Consider the following 24,545-nt stretch of genomic DNA (forward strand, 5'->3'; position numbering starts at 1 on the left):
AACTGCGGCGCAGACGCGCCTGGGCGCGGCGACCCCGCCCAGCCTCCATGATGCCACCGACAGGTTTTTCATGCCCGGACCCTTCTTCGCGCCGCGCTGGCGGTTGCTGGCCGCCAGCCTGCGCGCATCCGTGCCCTCCGACTGCCCGTTGTGCGCCGGCCGCGGCCGGGGCGGCATGCTGTGCGCCGCGTGCGAGGACACCATCTGCTGGACGGCGCGCACCCCGCCCGGGCTCGGCCTGCCGTGGCGCTGCGGCCGCTGCGCGCTGCCCCTGCCGGAGCACGGCACCGCCTGCCCCGATTGCGCCGGCCTCGCGCCCGCGTTCTCGCGCACCATCATCGCCTTCGACTACGCGCCGCCGGCCGATGCCCTGATATTGCAATTGAAGAACGGCCGCCGCTACGGGCGGGCCGACCTGCTGGGCAATCTGCTGGCCGAAGCCGTGCGCCATCAGGCCCGGCCACTGGAGCCGGACACCGTACTGGTTCCCATTCCGGCCTCCTTCGCCTCGCTGCGGCGGCGCGGTTTCAATCCCGCCGCCGAGATCGCCCGCGCCCTGGGCCGGGACCTGGCCCTGCCGATCCGCCATGACCTGCTGCGCCGATGCCGCGAACAGGCCAAGCAGAGCAGCCTGGGACGGCTGGGACGCCGCGCAGCGGTGCGGGGGCTGTATGCCTGCTCCCCCCAGGCCGGGGGGCTGCGCATCGGGCTGGTGGACGACGTCATGACCACGGGCAGCACCCTGCACGCGGCGGCGGCCGCGCTGCGGATGGCCGGGGCGGCCTCGGTCGTCGCGCTGGCCGTGGCGCGCACCCCAGGGCAATTCCCAGCCGGTTTCCGCGCCGGTCCGCGGGCAGAATGTCGGGACTGAGGCAACAAACGATTTCGATCGATTTCAAACCGGGGCTTCTGGTCAACACATTGCGTCGCAACTGGAATACCTTAGAGGGCGCCGCGACCGGGGGCATTTTCCGCGCGGCGCGAATCAGGCAAGCCTTTTCTGGAACCCCATGGCCGATATTCCCCCCCAGCCCGCACGGGCTCCGTCTTCTTCCACGTCGAACGGCAAGAAAAAACAGCGCTGGCTCTGGCTGGCGGTCGTGGTCGCCCTGGCCGGCGGCGGCTACTGGTGGTGGCATGCGCGCCAGCAGGCGGCTCCCGACGCGGGCAAGCCGGGGGCCGGCGCGCCGCGCGGCCCCGGGGGGCCAGGCGGGCCGGGCGGCTTCCAGGCCGCCACGCCGGTCCGGGTCTCGCCCGCCCGGGCCGAGGACATGAAGGTCTACCTGAAGGCGCTGGGCACCGTCACCGCGTACAACACGGCCACCGTGCGCAGCAAGGTGGACGGCGAACTGCAGAAGATCTTTTTCCAGGAGGGCCAGCTCGTCAAGGCCGGCGACCTGCTGGTGCAGATCGACCCCCGCCCCTATCAGGTGGCGCTGGCCCAGGCCCAGGGCACGCTGGAACAGAACCGCGCCCAGCTCGACAACGCGCGGCGCGATCTCGAACGCTACCAGACCCTGTACGCGCAGGACTCCATCGCGCGCCAGCAGGTGGACACGCAGGCGGCCCTGGTCCGGCAGTACGAAGGCACGCTCAAGACCAACCAGGCGGCGGTGGACAACGCCAAGCTGCAACTCGACTACACCCGCGTCACCGCGCCGATCGCCGGCCGCCTGGGCCTGCGCCAGGTCGACCTGGGCAACCTGGTGCGCAGCAGCGATACCAACGGCCTGGTCATCATTACCCAGACCCAGCCCATTTCCCTGCTGTTCACCATCGCCGAGGGCGACCTGCCCGACGTGCTGACCCAGTTGCGGGCGGGCAAGACCCTGGCCGTCCAGGCCTACGACCGCGCCGACGTGCGCCACCTCGCCGACGGCGTGCTGACCACCGTGGACAACCAGATCGACACGACCACCGGCACGGTCAAGCTCAAGGCCCGCTTCGAGAACAAGGACGAAAGCCTGTTCCCCAACCAGTTCGTCAACACCCGGCTGCACGTGCGCACGCTGGCCGGCGCCACGATCATACCGACGGGGGCGGTACAGCGGGGCTCGCCCGGCACCTTCGTCTACGTCGTCAACGACGACAACACCGTCTCGCTGCGCGTGATCAAGCTCGGCCCGAGCGATGGCGAACGGGTATCGGTGCAAGAGGGGCTCAAGCCCGGTGACCGCATCGTGGTCGAGGGCGTGGACCGCCTGCGCGACGGCGCCCAGGTCCAGGTCGTGACCGGCAGCGAGACCGTGCCCGAGGCGGCCGGCTCGCAGTTGCAGCGCGGCGCCAGCCAGGGCGCGCGCCGCCGCGGCAACGGACGCGCCGCGCCATGAATCCGTCGCGGCTGTTCATCCTGCGCCCCATCGCCACGTCGCTGGCGATGGTGGCGATCCTGCTGTCCGGCCTGATCGCCTACAAGCTGCTGCCGGTCTCGGCCCTGCCCGAGGTCGACTACCCGACCATCCAGGTGGTCACGCAATACCCCGGCGCCAGCCCCGACGTCATGACCTCGCTGGTGACGGCGCCGCTGGAGCGCCAGTTCGGCCAGATGCCCGGCCTGAACCAGATGTCCTCCATCAGTTCCGGCGGCGCCTCGGTCATCACCCTGAAGTTCAACCTCGACCTGCAGTTGGACGTGGCCGAGCAGGAGGTCCAGGCCGCCATCAACGCCGGCTCGAACCTGCTGCCCAACGACCTGCCCGCGCCGCCCATCTACAACAAGGTCAACCCCGCCGATACGCCGGTCCTGACGCTGGCGATCAGTTCTCCGACGCTGCCGCTCTACCAGGTGCGCGACCTGGTGGACACCCGCATGGCGCAGAAGATCTCGCAAGTATCGGGCGTGGGCCTGGTCAGCATCGCCGGCGGCCAGCGCCCCGCCGTCCGCATCCGCGCGAATCCCCGCGCGCTGGCCTCGGTGGGGCTGAACCTCAGCAACGTGCGCACCGCCATCACCGGCGCCAACGTCAACCAGCCCAAGGGCAACTTCGACGGCCCCACACGCGCCACCACGCTCGACGCCAACGACCAGTTGAAGACCATCGAGCAATACCGCGACCTGATCATCGCCTATGCCAACAACGCGCCGGTGCGCCTGTCGGACGTGGCCGAGATCGAGCGCGACGCCGAAAACACCCGCCAGGCCGCCTGGGCCAACGGCCAGCCGGCCATCCTGCTGAACGTGCAGCGCCAGCCCGGCGCCAACGTGATCCAGGTGGTGGACAACATCCGCAAGCTGCTGCCCGACCTGCAGGCGGCGCTGCCCAGCACGCTGGACGTGGCCGTGCTGTCGGACCGCACCGAATCCATCCGCGCGTCCGTCAAGGACGTGCAGTTCGAGCTGATGCTGGCGGTCGCGCTGGTGGTCATGGTCACCTTCGTGTTCCTGCGCAACCTCACCGCCACCATCATTCCCAGCGTGGTCGTCCCGCTGTCGCTGATCGGCACATTCGGCGTCATGTACCTGGCCGGCTTCAGCGTCAACAACCTCACGCTGATGGCGCTGACCATCGCCACCGGCTTCGTGGTGGACGACGCCATCGTCATGATCGAGAACATCGCCCGCTACCTGGAGCAGGGCGAGACGCCGGCCCAGGCCGCCCTGAAGGGCGCGGCGCAGATCGGCTTCACGCTGATCTCGCTCACGTTCTCGCTGATCGCCGTGCTGATTCCCCTGCTGTTCATGGGCGACGTGATCGGCCGGCTGTTCCGCGAGTTCGCCATCACGCTGGCGGTCTCCATCCTGATCTCGCTGGTGGTCTCGCTCAGCCTGACCCCCATGATGTGCTCGAAGTACCTGCGCCACATCCCCGACGAAGAACAGGGCCGGTTCTACCGCAAGAGCGGCGAATGGTTCGACCGCATCATCGCCGGCTACGACCGCATGCTGCGCTGGGTGCTGGCGCACCAGCCGCTGACCCTGCTGGTCGCGCTGGGCACGCTGGCGCTGACGGTGCTGCTGTACGTCGTCATCCCCAAGGGCTTCTTTCCGCAGCAGGACACCGGCGTCATCCAGGCCATCAGCGAAAGCTCGCCGTCGGTGTCCTTCGCCGCCATGGCGCGGCGCCAGCAGGCGGCGGCCGACATCATCCTGCGGGACCCGGACGTGGCCAGCCTGTCGTCCTTCATCGGCGTGGACGGCACCAACGCCACGCTCAACGCCGGCCGGCTGCAGATCAACCTGAAGCCGCACGACGAGCGCAACGCGTCGGCGACGCAGGTGATCGCCCGCCTGCAGCCGCAACTGGACAAGCTGGAAGACCTGCGGATGTACATGCAGCCGGTGCAGGACCTGACCATCGAGGACAGCGTCAGCCGCACCCAGTACCAGTTCACGCTGCAGGACCCCGACCTGGACACCCTGGGCACCTGGACGCGCAAGCTGGTCGACCGGCTCAGGCAACTGCCACAACTGGCCGACGTGACCCACGACCTGCAGGACCGAGGCCTGCAGACCTACGTCGAGATCGACCGCAACGCCGCCTCGCGGCTGGGCGTGACCGCGGCCGACATCAACAATGCGCTGTACGACGCGCTGGGCCAGCGGCTGATCTCGACCATCTTCACCCAGGCCAACCAGTACCGCGTGGTGCTGGAAGTCGCGCCGCAGTTCCGGCAGGACCCGTCGTCGCTGTCGCAGATATACGTGGCGACCGCCGACGGCCAGCAGGTCCCGCTCACCAACATCGTGCAGGTGTCCGAACGCACCACCGCGCTGTCGATCAACCACCTGGGGCAGTTCCCGTCGGCCACGGTCTCGTTCAACCTGGCCCATGGCGGCTCGCTCAGCGGCGCGGTCGACGCCATCCTGCAGGCCGAGCACGAGATCGGCATGCCGCTGGGGATACAGACCAGCTTCCAGGGCGCCGCCCAGGCCTTCCAGGCCTCGCTGAACAGCACGCTGCTGCTGATCCTGGCCGCCATCGCCACGATGTACATCGTGCTGGGCGTGCTGTATGAGAGCTACATCCACCCCATCACCATCCTGTCCACCCTGCCCTCGGCCGGCGTGGGCGCCCTGCTGGCGCTGATGATCGCGGGCAACGACCTCGACATGATCGGCATCATCGGGATCATCCTGCTGATCGGCATCGTGAAGAAGAACGCCATCATGATGATCGACTTCGCGCTCGAGGCCGAGCGCAAGCAGGGCATGGCGCCGCGCGATGCCATCCACCAGGCGGCGCTGCTGCGCTTCCGGCCGATCCTGATGACCACCTTCGCCGCGCTGTTCGGCGCCGTGCCGCTGATGCTCAGCACCGGCAGCGGCGCCGAGCTGCGCCAGCCGCTGGGCATCGTGATGGTGGGCGGCCTGCTGGTCAGCCAGTTGCTGACGCTGTTCACGACGCCCGTCATCTACCTGATGTTCGACCGCCTGGGACACGCGATGAACCGCAGGCGGGCGCGGCGCGCGGCCCCGGCGGGCCAGCCGGGCGGTACGCCATGAACATCTCCGCGCCGTTCGTCATGCGGCCGGTGGCCACGGTGCTGCTGGCCATCGCCGTGGTGCTGGCCGGCGCCCTGGCTTTCGTCAAGCTGCCGGTGGCGCCGCTGCCGCAGGTGGATTTCCCCACGATATCGGTACGTGCCAGCCTGCCCGGCGCCAGCCCCGAGACCATGGCCTCCAGCGTCGCCACGCCGCTGGAGCGCGCGCTGGGCAGCATCGCCGGCATTACCGAGATGACGTCGCGCAGCACCCAGGGCTCGACCAACGTCACCTTGCAGTTCGACCTGAGCCGCGACATCGACGGCGCCGCGCGCGACGTGCAGGGCGCCATCAACGCGGCGCGCACCATGCTGCCCAGCTCGCTGCGCAGCAACCCGACCTACACCAAGCGCAACCCCACTTCCGCGCCCATCATGGTGCTGGCGCTGACCTCGCCCACGCTGGACCAGGGGCAGCTCTACGACGTGGGCTCGACCATCCTGGCGCAGCGCATCGCGCAGATCAAGGGCGTCAGCGACGTCCAGGTGGGCGGCAGCTCGCTGCCCGCGGTGCGGGTGGAGTTGAACCCGACCGCGCTCAACCAGTACGGCATCGCGCTGGACGAGGTCCGCACCGCGCTGAACAACGCCAACGCGCGGGGGCCCAAGGGCGTGCTCGAGAACAGCGACACCAGTTGGCAGGTCGCCACCAACGACCAGCTGCGCAAGGCCTACGAATACCGCCGGCTGATCGTGGCTTACCGCAACGGCTCGCCGGTGATGCTGAGCGACGTGGCGCGGGTCGAGGACTCGGTGGAAGATCTGTTCAACATGGGATTCTTCAACAACAGCCCCGCCATCCTGCTGGTGGTGGGCCGCCAGCCCGCCGCCAACATCATCGAGACGGTGGACCGCATCCGCGAGGCGCTGCCGCAGATGCGGGCGCTGCTGCCCGGCGACGTCGCGCTCACCGTGGCCCAGGACCGCACGCCCAGCATCCGCGCCTCGCTGGCCGAAGCCGAGCACACGCTCGTCATCGCGGTCATCCTGGTCATCCTGGTGGTCCTGCTGTTCCTGCGCAACGTCCGCGCCGCGATCATTCCCAGCGTGGCGGTGCCGGTCTCGCTCATCGCCACCTTCGCCGTCATGTACCTGTGCGGCTATTCGCTCAACACCATGTCGCTGATGGCGCTGATCGTCGCCACCGGCTTCGTCGTGGACGACGCCATCGTCGTCCTGGAGAACATCTCGCGGCACCTGGAGGCAGGCATGTCGCCGCTGCGGGCGGCCCTCGTGGGATCCCGCGAGGTCGGCTTCACGGTGCTGTCGATGAGCCTGTCGCTGATCGCGGTGTTCATTCCCATCCTGCTGATGGGCGACATCGTCGGCCGGCTCTTCCGCGAGTTCTCCGTCACGCTGTCCGCCGCCATCCTGATGTCGCTGATCGTCTCGGTCACCCTGACGCCCATGATGTGCGCCCGCATGCTGCGCCCCGTGCGCGAGCAGCGGCCCCCGGGACGGATCTCGCGGCTGCTGGAGGCCGGCTTCGCCGGGATGACGCGGGGCTACGGCCGGGCGCTGCACTGGGTGCTGCGCCACTCGCTGCTGACCCTGATCGTGCTGGGCGTGGTGATCGGCCTCAACGTCTACCTGTACGTGAAGGTGCCCAAGGGCTTCTTCCCGCAGCAGGACACGGGCCAGCTCATGGGCTTCATCCGCGCCGACCAGGGCACGTCTTTCCAGGCCATGCGCCCCAAGCTGGAATACTTCCGCAAGGTCGTGCTGGCCGACCCGGCGGTCGAGAGCATGGTCGGCTACAGCGGCGGACGCGGCGGCAGCAACACCAGCTTCATGATGATCCAGCTCAAGCCCCTGGCCGAACGCAAGGTATCCGTGGACGACGTGATGAACCGGCTGCGGGGCAAGCTGGGCAACGTGCCCGGCGCGCGCATGTTCCTGATGCCCAACCAGGACATACGTATCGGCGCGCGCATGTCCAACTCCAGCTACCAGTACTCGCTGAAGGCCTCGGAGCTGTCGACGCTGCGCACCTGGATGCCGCGCGTCCAGCGGGCGCTGGCGGCCTTGCCCGAGCTGACCGACATCGACGTGGACGTCGAGGACAAGGGCCGGCAGATCTCGCTGGAGATCGACCGCGAGACCGCGACGCGGCTGGGGGTGAACATGTCCATGATCGCGGCGGTGCTGAACAATTCGTTCAGCCAGCGGCAGGTCTCGGTCATCTACAACCCGCTCAACCAGTACCGGGTGGTCATGGAGGTGGACCAGCGCTTCGCCCAGAACGCGGACGCGTTGCAGCAGGTCACCGTCGTCACCTCGACCGGCGCCCGCGTGCCGCTGTCCGCGTTCGCGAAGTGGCGCACCACCAACGCCCCGCTCAGCGTCTCGCACGAGAGCCAGTTCGCCGCCGACACCATCGCCTTCAACCTGGCACCCGGCGTATCGCTGGAGCAGGCCACGCGCGCGGTCAACGAGGCGGTCGCCCGCATCAGCCTGCCGACCACCGAGATCCAGGCGGGCTTCGCCGGCAGCGCCAAGGCGCTGCAATCGTCCCTGAGCGCCCAGCCCTGGCTGATCCTGGCCGCGCTGGTCACCATGTACCTGGTGCTGGGCATGCTGTACGAGAGCTATATCCATCCGCTCACCATCCTGTCCACCCTGCCCTCGGCCGGGCTGGGCGCGCTGCTGGCGCTGATGATGCTGGGCCGGGAGTTCTCGCTGATCGCGCTGATCGGGGTGTTCCTGCTGATCGGCATCGTCAAGAAGAACGCCATCATGATGGTGGACTTCGCGCTGGATGCCGAGCGACGGCGCGGCCTGAGCTCGCGCGAGGCCATCCACGAAGCCTGCCTGATGCGCTTCCGCCCCATCCTGATGACCACCATGGCGGCCATCCTGGGCGCGGTGCCGCTGGTGATCAGCACCGGCGCCGGCGCCGAGTTGCGCCAGCCGCTGGGCATCACCATCGTCGGCGGGCTGGTCGTCAGCCAGTTGTTGACGCTGTTCACCACCCCGGTGGTCTATCTGTACCTCGACCGCCTCCATTGGCGGGCGCAACGGCGCTGGGGCCGGCCACGACCGGCGGGCCTCGCGCTACCCGGAGACAATCTATGACCAAGACGTGGCCCGCCGTGGCGGGCACGCCCTGCCCTTCGCCGCTTGCCGACCGCCGCCCGCCACGGGCCGCCGGCACGCGCCTGGCCGTCTGCGCCGCGCTGGCCTGCCTGCTGGGCGGCTGCGCGGTGGGGCCCGACTATGTACGGCCGACCGTGAACAGCGGCGTCGAGTTCAAGGAAGCCGCCGGCTGGAAGGCCGCCGAGCCTCGCGACGAGGTCCACCGCGGCCCCTGGTGGGAAGTCTATGGCGACCCCGAACTGTCGCGCCTGATGGCCCAGGTCGAGACCGCCAACCAGACCATCGCCCAGGCCGAAGCCCAGTACCGGCAGGCGCTGGCCACGGTGCAGGCCACCCGCGCCGGCCAGTTCCCCACGCTGAACGGCAGCGCCTCGGCCACGCGCAGCGGCACCGGCACGAGCAGCAGCACCACGACCAACAGCAGCGGCGTCGTCATCAGCCAGGGCGGCTCGCAAAGCATCCGCAACCAGTACAGCATAAGCGCCACGGCCAGTTGGGAAGCCGACCTGTGGGGCCGCATCCGCCGCGGCGTCGAGGCCGACACCGCCAGCGCGCAGGCCAGCGCCGCCAACCTGGCGAACGCCCACCTGAGCGCGCAGGCCGAACTGGCGCGCAACTACTTCCAGTTGCGCATCATGGACGAACAGCGGCGCCTGCTGGAAGCCACCATCAAGGTCTATGAACGTTCGCTGCGCCTGAACGAAAACCGGTACGCCGTGGGCGTGTCGGCCAAGGCCGAGATCGCCCAGGCCCGCACCCAGCTCGAATCCACCCGGGCCCAGGTCGTGGACCTGCGCTGGCAACGCGCCCAGCTCGAACACGCCATCGCCATCCTGGCTGGCCAGCCGCCTTCCGGGTTCAGTCTCGCCGCCACGGAATTCCGGGCGGTGCTGCCCGCGGTCCCGGTCGGCCTGCCTTCGGAACTGCTGGAGCGACGGCCCGACATTGCCGCGGCGGAACGCCAGGTCCAGGCGGCCAATGCCCGCATAGGCGTCGCCAAGGCAGCCTATTTCCCGTCGTTGACCCTGTCGACCTCGCTGGGCTACCGCAGCTCGCAGTTCTCGGACTGGCTGACCGCGCCGGCGCGTTTCTGGTCGCTCGGCCCCTCGCTGGCCGCGCCGCTGTTCGACGCCGGCTTGCGCCGCGCGCAGACCCGGCAGGCCGAAGCCACCTACGACCAGCAGGTGGCCGCCTACCGGCAGACCGTGCTGTCCGCGCTGGGCGAGGTGGAAAACTACCTGTCGCAACTGCGCGTGATGGAGGAAGAACAGGTCGTGCAGCAGCGGGCCCTGGATGCCGCGCGCGAATCGCTGCGGCTGACGACCAACCAGTTCGAATCCGGCCTGATCGACTACCTGAGCGTGGTCACTGTGCAGACGTCCGCCCTCAGCAACGAACGCACGGCGCTGTCGCTGCTGGGCAGCCGCCTGACCGCGAGCGTGAACCTGATTTCCGCGCTGGGCGGCGGCTGGCACGCGGACACCCTGGCCTCGACGCGGGACGACGCCAAGACGGGCTCATCCACGCAGTAACAGGCGGCCCCCCCGGGGGCGGCCTGGGCCGCGCACGCCCATCAGACGTCGATGACAGGCACGAAGCCGCCGAAGATCATGCGCTTGCCGTCGAAGGGCATGGCTTCGCCCATGGTCTTCATGCGCGGATCGGTCATCATCTTCTGGTTGGCGGCATCGCGCACTTCCTTGGACGGATACTCGAACCAGCTGAAGACCACCACTTCGTCGTCCTTGGCCTGCACGGCCCGGCGGAAATCGGTCAGCTTGCCGTCGGGCACGTCGTCGCCCCAGCACTCGACCATGCGCGTGACGCCGAACTCCTTGAACAGCGGCGCCGCATCGGCGGCATGCTTGATGTACTGCTCCTTGTTGGCGGCCGGCACGGCCAGGAGAAACCCTTCCACATATTTCATCGCCATCGTCGATCTCCTTCGCGGGTGTAGTGGTCCGCCCCCGCGGCGGACCACTCTTCGTTGGCGATCATGCCTCGCCAATTTGACATTTATGTTGATATCAACATAATAATCCGGGCCATGTCAAAGAAAATTCCATTCACCGCCACGCTCGAAGTCCGCGACGCCTGCCTGTGCCTGTACGTGCAGCGCGCCGCGCGGGCGCTGGCCAAACGCTTCGACGAGGCCCTGCGGCCCGCCGGCCTGACCAACGGGCAGTTTTCGCTCCTGATGTCTCTGAACCGGCCCGAGCCGCCGGGCATGGCGCCGGTGGCGCGGCTGCTGGCCATGGACAGGACGACGCTGACCGCCGCCTTGAAGCCGCTGGAGCGCGAAGGGCTGGTACGCGTGGACGTGGACCCCGCGGACCGCCGCGGCCGCCTGCTGGTCCTGACCGACCGGGGCCACGCGGCGCTGGCGCGCGCGCTGCCGATCTGGCGCGCCACGCACGCCGGCATCGAAGCAGAGCTGGGCGAACGCTCGGCCGACGACCTGCGGGCCGGCCTGGCCGCGCTGTCCTGAACGCAGGGGAAGGCGCGCGCCGGGCTTTTGCGTAACATAGCGCGCATTCCCTCCCTCCTTCCCCTTCCATGGCCAGCAAGCGCGAACAAGCCTCGTCCCCCTCGTCCCCGGCCGGTGCCGCGCCCGCCAAGTCCGCCTCGCGCCGCAGCAAGGTGCAATCGGCCGGCACCGGCATGGCGGTGCTCAAGGCCCTGGCCGCCCTGGGAGGCGCCGCGCCGCTGACCGCGCTGGCGGGACGGCTGGGAGAAAGCCCGGCCAAGATCCACCGCTACCTGGCCAGCCTGGTCGAGGCCGGGTTCGTCATCCAGGACCCGGCCACATCGCGCTATGTGCTGGGCCCCGAGTCGCTCGCCATCGGCCTGGCCGCCATGCGGCAGTCGGACGCCCTGACCCTGGCCGCCGCCGAGCTTGCCCGGCTGGGCGAATCGCACAATCTGTCCTGCTTCGTCTCGGTGCTGGGCAACGCCGGCCCGACCATCGTCCGGTGGAGCGAGCCGATCCAGCCGGTGGCGGTGAACGTGCGCATCGGATCGGTCATGCCGGTGCTGTGGTCGGCCACCGGACGGGCCTTCGGCGCCTTCGCGCGGTCGGCGGTGCTCGACGCGCTGGTGGCCGCCGAACTGGCCGGCGCCACTCCCGGACATCGGCGCCAGATACCGGACCGCGAGGCGGCCGACCGCCTGTTCGCCTCCATCCGGTCCCTGGGCTGCGCCCCCGTGCGCGACGTGATGCTGAACGGCATCAGCGCGGTGGCGGCCCCGGTATTCAACGCCGACGGGTCCGTCACCGTGGTCATGACGGCGCTGGGCCCGACGGGGGCCTTCGATCCGGAACCGGACGGTGAGATCGCGCGATCGGTGCGCCAGGCCGCTGCCGCCGTCAGTAAACGGCTGGGCTACGGTATCCAGGTGTAATCGCTGGTTCTCTTTTTACGCATTGCGTACAATAATTACGCAAAATGATTCCCTTTTCCCGGAATCCCGCGACAGGAGACACGCCATGGCCGCATCCCCGTCCCGGGCAGGAGGCTGCCCGGTCCACCACGACGCCGCGTCCACCGGCCTCGGCCCCACCGGCTGCCCCATCAGCGCGGGCGCCGCCGGTTTCGACCCGTTCGAAGACGGCTACCAGCAGGATCCGCCCGACTACGTGCGCTGGGCGCGCGATCGGGAACCCATTTTCTACAGCCCCCGGCTGGGCTACTGGGTGGTCACGCGCTACGACGCCATCAAGGCCATCTTCCGCGATAACCTCACCTTCAGCCCGTCGATCGCGCTGGAGAAGATCACGCCCACGGGCCCCGAGGCCAACGCCGTGCTCGAACAGTACGGCTACGCGATGAACCGCACCCTGGTCAACGAAGACGAGCCGGCCCACATGCCGCGCCGGCGCGTGCTGATGGAGCCGTTCACACCCGAGCACCTGAAACACCACGAACCCATGGTGCGGCGGCTGGCGCGCGAGTACGTGGACCGTTTCGTCGACGACGGCCGCGCCGACCTGGTCGACCAGATGCTGTGGGAAGTGCCGCTGACCGTGGCGCTGCATTTCCTGGGCGTGCCCGAGGAAGACATGGACACGCTGCGGCGCTATTCCATCGCCCACACGGTCAACACCTGGGGCCGGCCCAAGCCCGAGGAGCAGGTGGCGGTGGCCCATGCCGTCGGCAACTTCTGGCAATACGCCGGCAAGGTGCTGGAAAAAATGCGCCAGGCCCCGGACCTGCCCGGCTGGATGCGCTATGGCATCCGCAAGCAGCAGGAACACCCGGAGGTGGTGACCGACTCCTATCTGCATTCGATGATGATGGCCGGCATCGTCGCCGCCCACGAGACCACCGCCAACGCCACGGCCAACGCAATCAAGCTGCTGCTGCTGCAGCATCCCGACGCCTGGCGCGAGATCTGCGAGGATCCCGGCCTGATCCCCAGCGCGGTCGAGGAATGCCTGCGCCACAACGGCTCGGTGGCGGCCTGGCGCCGCCTGGTCACGCGCGACACGCGGATCGAAGGCGTGGACATTCCCGCCGGGTCGAAGCTGCTGATCGTGACTTCGTCGGGCAACCACGACGACCGCCACTTCGCCGATGCCGACTTCTTCGACATTCGCCGCGAGAACGCCAGCGACCACCTGACCTTCGGCTATGGCTCGCACCAGTGCATGGGCAAGAACCTGGCGCGCATGGAAATGCAGGTCTTCCTGCAGGAACTGACGCGCCGGCTGCCCCACATGCGCCTGGCCGACCAGCGCTTCAGCTACGTCCCCAACACCTCGTTCCGGGGGCCGGAACACCTGTGGGTGGAGTGGGACCCCGCGCGCAACCCCGAGCGCCAGGATGCCACGCTGCTGCGGGTCCAGGCGCCGGTGCGCATAGGCGAGCCCTCGCGCCACGCCATCGCGCGCAGCGTGGTGGTGGAAAGCGCCACGCCCGTCGCCGACGGCGTCCTCAGGCTGCGCCTGGTGTCGCCCGACGGCCGCGCGCTGCCGCGCTGGGCCCCCGGCTCGCACATCGACGTCGAATGCGGCGAACCCGGACGCTCGCGCCAGTATTCGCTGTGCGGGGACCCCGCCGACGCGGGCGCGCTGGAAATCGCCGTCCTGCACGAACCCCAGGGGCGCGGCGGATCGTCGTGGATACACGGCAACGTGCGCGTGGGCGACAAGCTGCGCATACGCGGCCCGCGCAATCACTTCCGCATGGACGAAACGGCGGCCAAGCTGATCCTGGTGGCCGGCGGCATCGGCATCACGCCCGTCGCCGCCATGGCCCGCCGCGCCCGTGAGCTGGGCATGGACTACGAACTGCACTACAGCGGCCGCCGCCGCGCCGGCATGGCCTTCCTGGACGAACTGGCCGACCTGCACGGCAGCCGGCTGCACGTGTACGTGTCGGAAGAAGGCCGGCGCAACGACCTGGCGGCCCTGCTGGACCAGCCGCGGGAAGGCTGGCGGATCTGCGCCTGCGGTCCCAGGCGCATGCTGGAAGCGCTGGAATCGCACTGCGCGGCCTGGCCGGACGACGCGCTGCGGATCGAACACTTCGAGTCCGGCCTCGCCCAGCTCGATCCGGCGCGGGAGCACGCCTTCGACGTGGAATTGAAGGATTCCGGCATCACCGTGACGGTCCCGGCGGATCGCACCGTGCTGGCCTCGCTGCGCGCGGCCAACATCGACGTGCCCAGCGACTGCGAGGAAGGCCTGTGCGGCTCGTGCGAGGTGCGCGTCTTGGCCGGCCCGGTCGACCACCGCGACATGGTGCTGACCAAGGCCGAGCGCGAAGCCAACGACCGGATGATGGCCTGCTGCTCGCGGGCGTGCGGCGGCAAGCTGGTGCTGGAGCTGTAGCGCTCCCCCCGGGGCGGGATGCGGTACCATCGCCCCACCGCCTCCCGCTCCGTCCCGCATCGTGTTCCACGTCGTCCTCGTCCATCCCGAAATCCCGCCCAACACCGGCAACGTCATCCGGCTCGCCGCCAATACCGGCGTGCAGCTGCATCTGGTTCGCCCGCTGGGTTTCGAACTCGAAGACGCGAAGCTGCGGCGCGCCGGGCTGGACTATCATGAATGGGCCTCGGTCCAGGTACATGACGGCTTCGCCGCCGCCATCGCCGCCACCGGCGCGCCGGCGGACCGGATATTCGCTTTCACGACGCGTGGGTCCCGGCTGTTCGGCACGGTCCGCTTCCAACCCGGCGACGCTTTCGTGTTCGGCAGCGAGACGGCGGGACTGCCTCCCGCCATCCGCGACGGCTTCCCCGAGGAACAGCGGCTGCGCCTGCCCATGCGGCCGGACCAGCGCAGCCTGAACCTGTCCAACTCCGTGGCGGTGGCGGTGTTCGAGGCCTGGCGGCAATCGGGCTACGAAGGCGGCCTGTAAGATACGGACGACCGCGGGCCTCTTGGGCCCGCACCGAATGTCAGGCGGCCCGGCCGCCTCGTGAAAGAGGAATGCGATGCCTATTCTGACCACTCATGTCGGCAGTCTTCCCCGCGGCGACGAACTGGCGAAACTGCTGCTTGCACGCGACCACGGCGAAGACGTCGATCCGGATCAGTTCGAGCGGACCGTGCAGGCAGCCATCGACGGCGCGGTGCAGAAACAGGTCCAGGCCGGCGTCGACATCATGAGCGACGGCGAACTCGGCAAGGTCGGCTATGCCACCTACATCACCGAACGGCTGGAAGGTTTCGGCGGCCACATCGACCGGCAGCCCGCCAAGGACCTGGCCGACTTCCCCGACCTGCGCAAGAAGCTGGCCGCGATCATGGGATCCCAGGAATTCGTGCGCGCCGCCTGCGTCGGTCCGGTGAAGCTGCGCACCATGGAGCCCTGCCACGCCGACATCCGCCGTTTCAAGTCCGCCGTCGAGCGGCACGGCCAGGGCCGCCGGGCCTTCATGAACGCCGCCTCGCCCGGACTGGTGACCGCGTTCCAGCCCAACAAGCACTATCCGACGCACGAGGCCTACCTGGCGGATCTGGTCGAGGCCATGCGTCCCGAGTACGAGGCCATCGTGGCGGCGGGCTTCGACCTGCAACTGGACTGCCCGGACCTGGCCATGGCCGCGCACACCGGCTACCAGAACCTGAGCGAGGCCGAGTTCGTCCAGCGCGCCTGGCAGAACGTCGAGGCCCTGAACGCGGCCACGAGCAACATCCCGCCCGAGAAGCTGCGCATGCACATCTGCTGGGGCAACTACGAGGGCCCCCACCACTGCGACATCGCCCTGGAAAAGGTCATCGACCTGATCCTGGCCGCCCGGCCGGCCACCATCCTGTTCGAAGCCGCCAACCCCCGCCACGAGCACGAGTGGGAGATCTGGCGCGCGGCCAAACCCGAGAACAAGATCCTGGCCCCCGGGCTGATCGACAGCTGTTCGAACTACGTCGAGCACCCGGAGCTGATCCGCCAGCGGCTCGAACGCTACGTCTCGTTCATGGGCGAAGACCGGGTGGTGGCCAGCACCGACTGCGGCTTCGGCACCTTCGCGAACTACGGCAAGATCGATCCGGCCGTGACCTGGATGAAGCTGTCGGCGCTGCGCGACGGCGCCGACCGGGCCAGCGCGGTCCGATAGGCGGGCAAGGAGGCGGCGGCCCGCGCCCGCGGGCCGCCGCTTACCACTCCACCGCCACGTACTTCGTCTCCATGTATTCCTGCATGCCCTCCCGGCCGCCCTCCCGCCCCAGCCCGCTCTGCTTGACCCCGCCGAACGGCGCCGCCGGATCCGAGACCAGCCCCCGATTCAGCGCCACCATCCCGAACTCCAGCCGCTCGGCCAGCTTCAGACCCCTGGCCAGGTCCCGCGTGTAGAGATACGCGGCCAGGCCGTACTCGGTGCCGTTGGCCAGTTCCACCATCTCGTCCTCGGAGGCCACGCGCACGATAGGCGCGACAGGCCCGAAGATCTCCTCGTTCAGCACGCGGCTGCCGGCCGGCACCTCACCCAGGACAGTGGGCGGATAGAAGTAGCCGGGCCCGGACTGCTTTTCCCCGCCACACAGCACACGGGCACCGCGCGCGACGGCATCCCGGACCAGTTCCTCGACCTTGTCGCGGGTCGCGGCGTCGATCAGGCTGCCAACCTGATTGGCCTCGTCCAGCCCATGGCCGATCTTCTGGGCACGCATCCGTTCCGCGAAGGCCCGGACGAAGGCATCGTAGACACCCGCCCCCACATAGAAGCGGTTGGCCGCCGTGCAGGCCTCGCCCATGTTGCGCATCTTGGCGATCATCGCGCCATCGACCGCCGCTTCCACATCGGCATCGTCCAGCACCAGGAAAGGAGCGTTGCCGCCCAGTTCCATCGGCGTCTTCAGAACCTGGTCGGCGGCAGCCTTCAGCAGGATGCGTCCCACCTCGGTCGAACCGGTGAAGGACACCAGCCGTACCCGCGGGTCGTGCAGCCAGTGGTCCACCAGCGGGCCCGACCGCGACGTCGGCACGATGTTGACCACGCCGGCCGGCACACCCGCCTCGGCCAGGATGTCGGCCAGCGCCAGCATGCTGAGCGGCGTCAGCGAGGCCGGCTTGACCAGCACCGTGCAGCCGGCCGCCAGCGCGGGGGCGATCTTGCGGGCTCCCATGGCCGAGGGGAAATTCCACGGCGTGACCAGCGCCACGACACCGATGGGCTGGTGCTGGACCAGGATCCGGTAGCCGCCCGCCGGCGCCTGGCTGACCGACCCCAGGTTGCGGCAGGCCTCTTCCGAGTACCAGCGGAAGAACTCGGCGGCATAGCGGGTCTCGGCCCGGCTGTCGGCCAGCGGCTTGCCGTTTTCCAGCGTGATGATGCGCGCCAGTTCCTCCAGCCGCTCAAGCATGAGCAGATGGACCTTGCGCAGCACCTCGGCCCGGGCGCGGGGCGGCGTGTCGCGCCACGCGGGCAGGGCCGCGGCCGCGGCGTCGACGGCCGCGCGCGCGTCGTCCAGGCCGGCATCGGCCACCTGGGCGACCCGTTCGCCCGTGGCCGGATCCGATACCGTGAACGAACGCGGCTGGGCGGGCTTCGTCCAGTTGCCGTCTATGTAGAGATCGGTGGGCAGGTTGGCGATGGATGGCATGGGAGTCTCGCGCATGGGATCAGGCCGCGGTATCCATGGGATGCCGGCCAACGAAGAAGTCGCCGTTGGGCGAGTCGGTGGGGGTGAGGCCCGACTTGACCAGCGCCTGCCGCAGGCTGTTCATGGTGTTCTCGTTGATACGCATGGTCGGCTGGCGCACGGGACCGCCGTTGAAGCCGTTGAGCCAGCCTTCGAATTTCCACAGCATGCGGTTCAGGAACTGGGTCTGCGACGAATACGAGTTGGCCGCGGCGCGGGCCTTGCGCGCCGGCGTCAACTGCCAGTAGAGCTTCGTCGCCTCGTCGTACTTCTTCTCCTGGATCAGGTTGAAGATGCGCGGGATCATGCCGCCGTAGTATTCGGTATCGCTGGTGCCGATGAACTGGATGGGCACGAGCTGGGCCAGCGCCAGCGCGTACTGTTCGAGCGGCATGGTGACCACCACGTCCTTGCTGAACAGGCGATAGGCCTCGACCCAGCCCATGATGCTGGGCATGCCGCCCTCGGCCTTGAGCGCCGCGATGTTCGGGCAGTCGTCCAGCAGCCGGCGGACCAGGGGCGCTTCGAGGTCGGAGGGGTGCACGCGCTCGAAGCCCCAGTGCGGCACCTGGAACAGCATCACGCCCAGGTCCGTCGCGTCGCAGAAGGCCTTGGTGTAGTCGTAGATGTCCTGCGACGTGCGGGCGTAGAAGTTGGCCGGATAGGACAGCAGGATGAGTTCGGCGCCGTTGCGTTCCGCTATCTTCGCCGCCTCGATGTTTTCTTCCAGCGTGTTGAAGCTGGCGTGATGGATGAGTTTCAGCCGGCCGCGCGACTCGTCGTTGGCCCACGCGAAGAACTGCTCGTACTCGGGCAGCGTGATCGCCACTTCCGAGACCATCAGCGTGCCGGAGAAGCCCAGCTCGATCTCGTGGCGGATATCGTGGCGGATGCCTTGCTCGTTCAGGCCCTTGAGGTCAGAGGTGAACGAGGGAATCACGACGTTGGCGACGCCGCGCAGGTGTTCGTGGGCCCAGTCGCGGGCTTCGTGTCGTTTATAGGAGGCCATGTTTCAGTTCCTGGTCGAAGAAATCTATTGTTTGTAGGTAAAGGCAATGGGCAGCTCGACGGCCAGCCCCGCGCCGGTGGCCAGATCGAAGACAAGTTCGGCCGCGACGATGTCCTGCAAGGCCGAGCCCACCGACTTGAACATCGGCAGCCGGGCGCCTGGCGCGATCTCGCCGCGCACCAGTTGGTTGAGCGAGCGCAGCCGGGGCGCGAAGTCGATCCCGCGCGCCCGGGCTTCCAGCATGTCGCCGGACTCGGCGCTGACCTCGTCGGGCATGTCGCAGACGATGAGGTCGCAGCGCTCGACCACCGAGGCGTCGATCTCGCGCTGCTGCGGCAGCGTGGAGCCGACCGACACCAGCACCATGCCGTCGCGCAGCGCGTCGGCATGCAGGATGGGCGTCTCGTCGCGCGACCGCGCGGCGGCAATGCCGATGTCGGCGCCTTCCATGGCTTGCGCGGCGGTGGCGGCCGGCCGGCATGGCACGCCCAGCATCGCTTCGAAGTCGTGCGCGAACCGCTCGCGGTTGGCCGGCGTCGGGCTGTAGATGCTCAAGCCCTCGATCTGCCGCAGCGAGGCAATGGCCTGGACATGGGCACGCGCCTCGGCGCCGCTGCCCAGCACGCCCAGCCGCACCGGCCGCCGGGGCGCCAGGCAGTCGACCGCCAGCGCCGAAGTGGCCGCGGTGCGGTAGGCGGTAATCTTGTTGGCATCGAGCAGCGCGCGGATCTCGCCGGTGTCCTGGTCCGCCAGCGAGATCAGGTAGTTCATGCCGCGGTTGCGGCCACGGCCGAACACCTTGGCGCCCATGAAACGCTTGCCGGGCGGCACGCTGGCCAGGGCCCGCAGCGACGCGCCATCGCCGCGGGCGAAGGTGCGGGGCGGGCTGATATGTTCGTCGTGACGCTGGGCATAGGCATCGCGCAGCGCGGCCACCAGCGCGTCCCAGGTCAGCACCTGTTCGACCGCGTCGGTGCCGATGAAGACCGGCGCCGTGCCGCTCATTTGGCCGCCTCCCGCGTCTCGGTCGCGGCGATGCGGTGCGTGATGGCCGCGATCGACTTCACGTAGGAGGCCCAGAACGCCCCGAACTTGTCGCCGGCGGAATACTTGACCTCGCCACCCGAGCTGGACACGATCTTCTTGAATTCCGGATCGCCGGCCGCGGCCTCTACCGCCTGCCGGATCTTCCGCTCCACCGCGGCGGGCGTGCCGGAGGAAATGAAGATGGCCGTGCCCGCGACCGAGTCGAAGTCCACGCCGCCATCCTTCATCCGGGGCAGGCCCGCCGGATCGGTCCACGGTTCGTCGCCGGCCGTGGCCAGGTACTTCAGCCGGCCGGCCTTGACCTGGGTCAGCGACAGCGAACGCGACAGCAGCGCGAAATCGACCTCGCCGGCCACCAGCGCGGTCACCAGCGGACCGCCCCCCTGGTAGGGAATGTGCCGGACCTTGATGTGCGCCGTGTCCGCGAACGCCGCCGTGCGCACGTGGACCTCGCCGAAGAAGCCGGTCGACCCGTAGGTCAGGGCATCGGGCCTGGCCTTGGCCGCCGCGATCAGCTCGGGAAAGGTCTTGTAGGGGCTGGCCTCGGGCACCACCATGGCCACCGGCTCGGCGCTCAGCATCGCGACGGGGGTGAGCTGCTCCAGCGTGAACGGCGGCTTCTGCTTGTTGACCACCGCCTGTTCGGGCAGGCTGGCCACGCTCAGCAGCGAGCACAGGATCGTGTAGCCGTCCGCCGGCGCGTTGGCGACCTGGCTCACGCCTATCGCGCCCCCCGCCCCGGGACGATTGATGACCACCACGGTCTGCTTGAGCGCCCGCTGCAACGCCGGCTGCAGCGCGCGGGCCATGTTGTCCGCCGTACCGCCCGGCGGAAAGGGAACGATCAGGTTGATCGGCCGGTCGGGATACTCCGCCCGCGCACCGGGCGCGGCGACCAGCGACAACGCGGCAAAAGCCGCGGCCCACAGCGTGGTTTTCATGATGGTGTCTCCATGGGAAAGTAGTCTTGTCGCGCTCTGGCGGCGCTCTTGGCGCGGCCCGGGCATCCGGGCCGCGCGGTGGTCATCGCGGCGCGACGAACCGGTTCTCGATGACGCCCAGGCCATCGATCTCGATACGCACGACATCGCCCGCGGCCAGATAGCGCGGCGGCGTCAGCCCCATGCCGACTCCGGCCGGCGTGCCGGTCGCGATAATGTCCCCGGGGTGCAGCGTGATGCCCCGGGAGCAGGTCTCGATCAACGTCGGAATATCGAAGATGAAATCACGGGTGCTGGCGTCCTGGCGCGGCTCGCCGTTGACCCAGCAGCGCACGCGCGTGCCGGTGCCGTCCAGCGCGTCGGCGGTCACCACCCACGGTCCCATGGGGCAGAACGTATCGAAGGACTTGCCCAGGTCCCACTGCTGGTGCCGCATCTGTACGTCGCGGGCGGTCACGTCGTTGACGATGGTGTAGCCATAGACGTGTCCCATGGCCTCGTCGCGCGAGATGTTCTTGCCGCCCTTGCCGATCACCACGGCCAGTTCGGCTTCGTAGTCGATCTGGGTCGAGACCTCGCCCGGCAGCGCGACGTCGTCCGTGGGTCCGACGACGCATTCCGGCACCTTGGTGAACACGATGGGCCAGGCGGCCGGATCAGCGTTGCTGGCCTTGAAGACCGAGCCCGACAACTCCTTGGCGTGGGCGTGGTAGTTCCTGCCGACGCAGAACACGTTGCGGCGGGGAACGGGAATGGGCGCTTCCAGACGTACGCTGTCCAAGGCCACGGTCCTGCCGCGCAGCGTGCCGATGTCCGTGCCCCGCACGGCCATCTCGACCAGCGGCAGCACGCCCCGGTCCGCCGCGCCGGCGGGCAGGTCCAGCAGCGTGACATGGCGCGCGTCGTCGGAGACCATTCCTACATGGCGTTGGCCGTCGAGCATGAAAGTGGCGAGTCGCATGGCATTCCTTGCTGAATGGCCGGATCCGCTTCCTGATCCGACAAATTGGTTTAATTTGGTTTTCAATGGTATTGATTTGTCGAACTATAAAGCCATTTTTATCGCCATATTCCTAGGGTTTTCACCTAAATATATGGCGAATCTACGCTTTACAATAAAACCAATTTGAACCAATCAAGGACCAGTGCAACCATGTACCCGTCTCCCAGCCTCCAGGTCCGCACCGACCCCGTCCAGGCGCTGCGCACGGAACTGCTCGATGGCCTGCGCACCGGCAAGTGGGCGCCCGGCAGCCGCCTGCCGACCGAACGCAGCCTGTGCGCGGACTTCGGCGTCGGCCGGTCCGCCCTGCGCCGCGTGCTGCAGGAACTGCGGGACCAGGGCCTGATCGTGCAGAAGGTGGGAAGTGGAACCTATGTGTCGGACACGCCGGCCGGCATCGAACCGGGCATCATGGCGGCGGCGGGCAAGCTGCTCACGATTCCGTCCGCCAGCCCGGCCGAGATCATGGAAGCGCGGCTGCTGCTGGAGCCCATGATCGTCGAGCTCATCGTCAGCAACGCCACCCTGGCCGACTTCGAACGCCTCGAGGCCTGCTGCGCGCGGTCCGAGACCGCCGACACGCTGGAGGAGTTCGAGCACTGGGACAACGCGCTGCACGAACAGCTGGCGCTGGCCACCCACAACGCGCTGTTCGTGAGCGTGTTCAGGCTGCTGGCGGAGGTCCGGAACAGCGGCGAATGGGGTTTTCTGAAGAAAAAGATCGTGACGCCCGAGCGGCGCAGGGAGTACGAAGCGGAACATCGCCGCATCGTCGAAGCCCTGAAGCATCGCGATGCGGACACCGCGCGGCGGGAAATCTTCGAACACATCGTGCACGCGCGGACCAACCTGCTGGGCAGGATCTGACGGCCCTGGCCCGCGCGGCGCCAGCCGGACGCCGCGCGTCGGCGGGTCAGACGCGCGCCGGCCGCCGCACCGACCGGAGCGTCCCGCTCTTGCCGCCACCGCAGAAGAAGCGGTCGCCGCCATCGGACTCCAGCCCCGAGACGCCCGTGCCGGGCGGCATCTCCAGCCTGGCCAGGACCTCGCCGCTCTGCGCGTCGATCCGCCGCAGGTCGCTGGCGTCGCCTTCCCAGGTGCCGTGCCAGAGCTCGCCATCCACCCAGGTCACGCCGGTGACGAAACGCTCGGAGGTGATCGAGCGCAGGATCTTCCCGGTCTCGGGATCGATCTGGTGGATCTTGCGGGCGCGGTAGTGCCCGACCCACAGGGAGCCTTCGGCCCACGCCAACCCCGAGTCCTCGCCGCCGGCCGGCGACGGGATCGTGGCCAGCACGCGGCCGGACTCCGGATCGATCTTGCGAATGTGGCCATCGGCGATCTGGTACAGGTGCTTGCCATCGAACGCGGTGCCGGCGTTCGCCGGGGTCCGGATCGAGCGCTGGATTTCGCCGCTGGCCGGATCCATGGCACAGAGCCGGTCGCCGCTGGCGAACCAGACGTTCTTGCCGTCATAGGTCACGCCGTGCACGCCGTCGGCCTCGGGGAAAGGACCATATTCACGAAGGATGTGGGCTGTCGATGTCTTCATGGCGCTTGCTCGCTGGAAGAAGGAAGAAGGGGAATGTCCAGGGAGGCATCCTAGCCCTCCGGCAACGCGGCCGGGAGTAACAAGGTTGTCGCGAACCCCGGCACCGGGGGCATCAGCCAGCGGCGGGCCGGCCCTCGTCCGGTGGCCTGCACCCGGCCCGCCTCGGCCAGTTGGTCCAGGGCCCGCTGCACGGTGCGCTGGCTGGCGCCCAGCGCCAGCGACAGGGCCGAGCTCGACCATGATTCGCCGTCCGCCAGCAGGGCCAGCACTGGCGCATGCGGCCCTTCGACCGGCCGGGTCAGCACCGCGACGTCACTTGCCCGGCACGGCGCCAGCGCGAAGCCGCGCCGGGTCGCCGCCACGTCGGCCAGCCCCGCCACCGCCTTGCGCAACCGGCCCATCTCCACGCGCAGCCGTGCGCGATGCGTCTCGTCGGGATGCCGGGCGCGGAAGGCCCGTTCGATCAGCGTCTCGCGCGGCACGTCGGCGGGCCACGCCTCGCCCAGCGCACGCGCCAGCGCGAACAGCACCGGCCGCCGCGCCAGCGGGACCACCTGCCTCGCCTCGCGCACCGCGTGGCGGCAGGCGTCGACCACCAGCGCGTCCGAGGCCAGCAGCGTTTCCACCTCGGCCAGCGCGATCAGGCGCTCCTGCCCCCGCCATGCCAGCCGGGCCGCGGGCATGTCCAGCACGGCAGCGGCCTGCCGGACCTCGGCTTGCAACGCGGAAATGCCGGCGCGGTTCGCGGCCTGTTCCGCGCGCGCCAGCGCGGCGCGCGCGACAGCGGTGCGCAGCCGCCGCATCGCGATGCCCGCCACCAGCAGCTCGTGGATGGCCACCGCCGCGGCGGTCAGCGGACCGGCATCGACCCCGGCCAGCAACCGCTCGGCCTCGTCCAGCCTGCCGATCAGGAGGCAGCGCCGGATTTCGAGCTGGCGGACGTGTGCGACATTGGCCAGGTCGCCATGCGCTTCGAGCGTGGCGCACGCGGCGGCCAGCGCCTTGTCGGGCCAGGCCAGCTCGCGCGAGGCGAGCGCGATCTCGGCCTCGGCCACGATACAGCGGGCGCGGGCCAGCGGTTGCTTGTGCCCGAAGGCGCCGGCCGCCCGCCGGACCAGCATCCTGGCCCGGACGAACTCGCCAAGCTGGGCCATGGCGATGCCGCGCAGCGCCAGCGCCGGCGGATCGTCGCGCAGCGCCACCCGGTTCAAGGCCCCGAAGGGATCGCCCGCGGCCAGCGCCTGGGCGGCCCCGGCAATCAATGCATCCATCCGAATCCCGCCACATTTGTCACTCCCGCCGTGCGGCGGCCCGATCCTAATCTA

At 69.1% G+C, this 24,545-nt stretch carries 20 protein-coding genes; 12 read left to right on the top strand and 8 right to left on the bottom strand.

What is annotated here, in order from left to right; all coding sequences use genetic code 11:
• The first annotated feature begins 70 nt into the window (after positions 1 to 70).
• The 5 genes from AC1Q6E_RS06870 to AC1Q6E_RS06890 all read left to right on the top strand — a co-directional run bounded on the left by AC1Q6E_RS06870 (position 71) and on the right by AC1Q6E_RS06890 (position 10,109).
• Complete coding sequence (locus AC1Q6E_RS06870; RefSeq protein ID WP_296555287.1) at positions 71 to 871, top strand: ComFC family protein; 801 nt, start codon at positions 71 to 73, stop codon at positions 869 to 871.
• 148 nt (positions 872 to 1,019) lie between these two features.
• The gene (locus tag AC1Q6E_RS06875) at positions 1,020 to 2,330 is read left to right on the top strand and encodes an MdtA/MuxA family multidrug efflux RND transporter periplasmic adaptor subunit (protein WP_492572508.1); all 1,311 of its coding nucleotides are present in this window, start codon (positions 1,020 to 1,022) and stop codon (positions 2,328 to 2,330) included.
• Entirely contained in the window at positions 2,327 to 5,443 is a 3,117-nt protein-coding gene (locus tag AC1Q6E_RS06880; RefSeq protein ID WP_152797924.1) for an MdtB/MuxB family multidrug efflux RND transporter permease subunit, read from the top strand. The genes AC1Q6E_RS06875 and AC1Q6E_RS06880 overlap by 4 nt, the downstream gene beginning before the upstream one ends.
• Positions 5,440 to 8,556 carry a multidrug efflux RND transporter permease subunit gene (locus AC1Q6E_RS06885; RefSeq protein ID WP_152797923.1) on the top strand — a complete coding sequence of 1,039 codons (3,117 nt, stop codon included), beginning with the start codon at positions 5,440 to 5,442 and terminating at the stop codon, positions 8,554 to 8,556. Before AC1Q6E_RS06880 ends, AC1Q6E_RS06885 begins: the two co-directional genes overlap by 4 nt.
• The gene (locus AC1Q6E_RS06890; protein ID WP_492572445.1) at positions 8,553 to 10,109 is read left to right on the top strand and encodes an efflux transporter outer membrane subunit; all 1,557 of its coding nucleotides are present in this window, start codon (positions 8,553 to 8,555) and stop codon (positions 10,107 to 10,109) included. The genes AC1Q6E_RS06885 and AC1Q6E_RS06890 overlap by 4 nt, the downstream gene beginning before the upstream one ends.
• A gap of 41 nt (positions 10,110 to 10,150) precedes the next feature.
• On the opposite strand, the gene AC1Q6E_RS06895 is transcribed toward AC1Q6E_RS06890, so the two are convergent.
• Positions 10,151 to 10,504, bottom strand: a complete 354-nt coding sequence (locus AC1Q6E_RS06895) for a DUF1428 family protein (protein ID WP_152798873.1) — start codon at positions 10,502 to 10,504, stop codon at positions 10,151 to 10,153.
• Positions 10,505 to 10,624: 120 nt separating this feature from the next.
• On the opposite strand from AC1Q6E_RS06895, the gene AC1Q6E_RS06900 reads away from it, so the two are divergent.
• From AC1Q6E_RS06900 to AC1Q6E_RS06920, 5 genes are all read left to right on the top strand, one after another.
• Positions 10,625 to 11,065: a MarR family winged helix-turn-helix transcriptional regulator gene (locus AC1Q6E_RS06900; RefSeq protein WP_152797921.1), complete on the top strand. Its 441-nt coding sequence runs from the start codon at positions 10,625 to 10,627 to the stop codon at positions 11,063 to 11,065.
• Positions 11,066 to 11,133: 68 nt separating this feature from the next.
• Positions 11,134 to 11,979, top strand: coding sequence for an IclR family transcriptional regulator (locus AC1Q6E_RS06905; protein WP_492572446.1), 846 nt, complete (start codon positions 11,134 to 11,136; stop codon positions 11,977 to 11,979).
• An 85-nt stretch (positions 11,980 to 12,064) separates the two neighbouring features.
• The gene (locus AC1Q6E_RS06910) at positions 12,065 to 14,410 is read left to right on the top strand and encodes a cytochrome P450/oxidoreductase (protein WP_492572447.1); all 2,346 of its coding nucleotides are present in this window, start codon (positions 12,065 to 12,067) and stop codon (positions 14,408 to 14,410) included.
• A 61-nt stretch (positions 14,411 to 14,471) separates the two neighbouring features.
• The gene (locus AC1Q6E_RS06915) at positions 14,472 to 14,942 is read left to right on the top strand and encodes a tRNA (cytidine(34)-2'-O)-methyltransferase (RefSeq protein ID WP_296555280.1); all 471 of its coding nucleotides are present in this window, start codon (positions 14,472 to 14,474) and stop codon (positions 14,940 to 14,942) included.
• Positions 14,943 to 15,018: 76 nt separating this feature from the next.
• Positions 15,019 to 16,143: a cobalamin-independent methionine synthase II family protein gene (locus tag AC1Q6E_RS06920; RefSeq protein WP_492572448.1), complete on the top strand. Its 1,125-nt coding sequence runs from the start codon at positions 15,019 to 15,021 to the stop codon at positions 16,141 to 16,143.
• A gap of 40 nt (positions 16,144 to 16,183) precedes the next feature.
• On the opposite strand, the gene AC1Q6E_RS06925 is transcribed toward AC1Q6E_RS06920, so the two are convergent.
• From AC1Q6E_RS06925 to AC1Q6E_RS06945, 5 genes are all read right to left on the bottom strand, one after another.
• Complete coding sequence (locus AC1Q6E_RS06925; RefSeq protein WP_492572449.1) at positions 16,184 to 17,629, bottom strand: NAD-dependent succinate-semialdehyde dehydrogenase; 1,446 nt, start codon at positions 17,627 to 17,629, stop codon at positions 16,184 to 16,186.
• A 19-nt stretch (positions 17,630 to 17,648) separates the two neighbouring features.
• Positions 17,649 to 18,677 (bottom strand): dihydrodipicolinate synthase family protein, encoded by a 1,029-nt coding sequence (locus AC1Q6E_RS06930; protein ID WP_152799602.1) that lies wholly within the window; start codon positions 18,675 to 18,677, stop codon positions 17,649 to 17,651.
• 24 nt (positions 18,678 to 18,701) lie between these two features.
• Complete coding sequence (locus AC1Q6E_RS06935; RefSeq protein ID WP_296555273.1) at positions 18,702 to 19,682, bottom strand: ornithine cyclodeaminase family protein; 981 nt, start codon at positions 19,680 to 19,682, stop codon at positions 18,702 to 18,704.
• On the bottom strand, positions 19,679 to 20,665 hold the full coding sequence (locus AC1Q6E_RS06940; protein ID WP_492572450.1) for a Bug family tripartite tricarboxylate transporter substrate binding protein: 987 nt from the start codon (positions 20,663 to 20,665) through the stop codon (positions 19,679 to 19,681). The genes AC1Q6E_RS06935 and AC1Q6E_RS06940 overlap by 4 nt, the downstream gene beginning before the upstream one ends.
• An 82-nt stretch (positions 20,666 to 20,747) precedes the next feature.
• Positions 20,748 to 21,626 (bottom strand): fumarylacetoacetate hydrolase family protein, encoded by an 879-nt coding sequence (locus tag AC1Q6E_RS06945; RefSeq protein WP_492572451.1) that lies wholly within the window; start codon positions 21,624 to 21,626, stop codon positions 20,748 to 20,750.
• On the opposite strand from AC1Q6E_RS06945, the gene AC1Q6E_RS06950 reads away from it, so the two are divergent.
• Both AC1Q6E_RS06950 and AC1Q6E_RS06955 read left to right on the top strand, forming a co-directional pair.
• Positions 21,625 to 21,795 (top strand): hypothetical protein, encoded by a 171-nt coding sequence (locus AC1Q6E_RS06950; RefSeq protein WP_296555269.1) that lies wholly within the window; start codon positions 21,625 to 21,627, stop codon positions 21,793 to 21,795. The two genes, AC1Q6E_RS06945 and AC1Q6E_RS06950, sit on opposite strands and share 2 nt — an antisense overlap.
• 23 nt (positions 21,796 to 21,818) lie before the next feature.
• Entirely contained in the window at positions 21,819 to 22,535 is a 717-nt protein-coding gene (locus tag AC1Q6E_RS06955) for a FadR/GntR family transcriptional regulator (protein WP_152799594.1), read from the top strand.
• Positions 22,536 to 22,581: 46 nt separating this feature from the next.
• On the opposite strand, the gene AC1Q6E_RS06960 is transcribed toward AC1Q6E_RS06955, so the two are convergent.
• Together AC1Q6E_RS06960 and AC1Q6E_RS06965 are read right to left on the bottom strand one after the other, a co-directional pair.
• Entirely contained in the window at positions 22,582 to 23,220 is a 639-nt protein-coding gene (locus AC1Q6E_RS06960; protein WP_492572452.1) for a Vgb family protein, read from the bottom strand.
• A 50-nt stretch (positions 23,221 to 23,270) separates the two neighbouring features.
• Positions 23,271 to 24,491, bottom strand: coding sequence for a helix-turn-helix domain-containing protein (locus AC1Q6E_RS06965; protein WP_492572453.1), 1,221 nt, complete (start codon positions 24,489 to 24,491; stop codon positions 23,271 to 23,273).
• Positions 24,492 to 24,545: the final 54 nt, after the last annotated feature.

This window comes from Pigmentiphaga sp. MLSB6-MA01, assembly GCF_058793475.1.